This is a genomic window from Bilifractor sp. LCP21S3_F8 (genome assembly GCF_052117805.1).
Taxonomy (GTDB): Bacteria; Bacillota; Clostridia; order Lachnospirales; family Lachnospiraceae; genus Bilifractor.
This window is the reverse complement of record NZ_JBQKIK010000061.1, coordinates 1-1,387: the sequence shown is the minus strand read 5'-3', so window position 1 is coordinate 1,387 and position 1,387 is coordinate 1. Positions and strand designations below refer to the sequence as shown.

Below are 1,387 nucleotides of genomic sequence, written 5' to 3'. Positions count from 1 at the left end.
TTGAATTTATTTTAAGCTATCACGTTTTACCTTCTTAAGCCTTACTATCATTACCATAGGAATTTCTTTGTTGGTTTTAAAACATTCTTCATAAAATCCATCAATGACAAATCCAGCTCTAAAACAAAGGTTAAAAATATCTTGTATGGAACGATGATAATAAATCTGCTCTTTCGGTTGCCCTTCAATCGCTATATCATAGTAACTGTGCGGTGTCATATATTTTTCAGTCAACGTGACAAAACAAGGGTGTTGCGTTGCAAAGACAAAAATTCCGCTTTCCTGCAACAGTTCATAAACAGCCATAAGAAGTGGTTCAATATCCGTAATATCCATAATTGCCATATTAGAAACTGCTTTCGTAAAGGCTCGATTTCTTTTTAATTCTAATATACTTTTTCTATCGGTCGCATCCGCCACACAAAATTCAATTTGTTTTGCATATTGTGATTGCCGTCTTTTAGCCAATTCTATCATTTTTTTGCTGTAATCAAAAGCGACAACCGAAGCGCCTCTTTGTGCAAGATACGAAGAATAATTTCCATTGCCACACGCAATATCCAAAATGTAATCCGCAGGATTAGGAGATAGAAGTTCCGTTACTTTGGGACGCACTACCTCTCTGTGAAATTCATTAGATTCGTCACCCATTGCATTATCCCAAAATTGTGCGTTCTCCTCCCAGATTTTTTTACTTTCCTCTGTTCCCATGTTCTCTCCCACTCCCCAAATTTGCTTTTTTGCTTCCATTAAATCTTCCTTACTATATTCCATTGTTACCCTCCATAACTTCTGATTGTTGCCGTCTTGACGATTATGTATCTTTACATTACCTTCTGAAACATATGGCGCACCTTGTCCAGGCGGCTGTTTGGACGGCGGGGCTGGATGACCGGCTGACCGACAGCGGCCTGATATCCTTTCAGCTCTGTAAGGCATACGCTCCGCCCGTTGGTGTAAAAGGCCAGATCAGTACGGTATGCCTGTATACAGCGGGCGGGAATCTCGCCAGTAAAGACAACTTCATCCTTTTTTACCTGGGCCGTTTCGATGGTGGCACAGTATTTCGGTGCATCATGATAAGCCCTGGAAAGGTATTCCTGGGGCGCATAGAGGATGAAGGAGAGATAAGGTTCCAGCAGCTGCGTCCCCGATTCCTTCAATGCCTGTTCCAATACAATCGGGGCCAATGAGCGGAAGTCCGCCGGCGTGCTGACCGGACTGTAATAAAGCCCGTATTCAAAGCAAATCTTACAGTCCGTTACGTTCCAGCCGAACAAGCCCTGCTCCAGCCCGTAACGGATACCATCCCTGACAGCGTTTTGAAAACTCTGGTTCAAGTATCCCAGCGAAACCCGGCTCTCGTATTGTACACCGGAGCCAAGCG

The 1,387-nt window shown here is 43.4% G+C and carries 1 protein-coding gene and 1 pseudogene; both read right to left on the bottom strand.

All coding sequences use genetic code 11. The annotated features are described in order from the left end of the window. Positions 1-6: 6 nt before the first annotated feature. A complete protein-coding gene (locus tag ACTQ3A_RS13870) occupies positions 7-774 on the bottom strand; it encodes a class I SAM-dependent methyltransferase (RefSeq protein WP_002586626.1) in 768 nt (255 codons plus the stop codon). A 50-nt stretch (positions 775-824) separates the two neighbouring features. Next, positions 825-1,387: pseudogene (locus tag ACTQ3A_RS13865) on the bottom strand (tetracycline resistance ribosomal protection protein Tet(W)); the annotation flags it as partial.

Coding starts and splice junctions, on each gene's coding strand:
- ACTQ3A_RS13870 (WP_002586626.1), bottom strand. CDS start 774: ATGGAATATAGTAAGGAAGATTTAATGGAAGCAAAAAAGCAAATTTGG.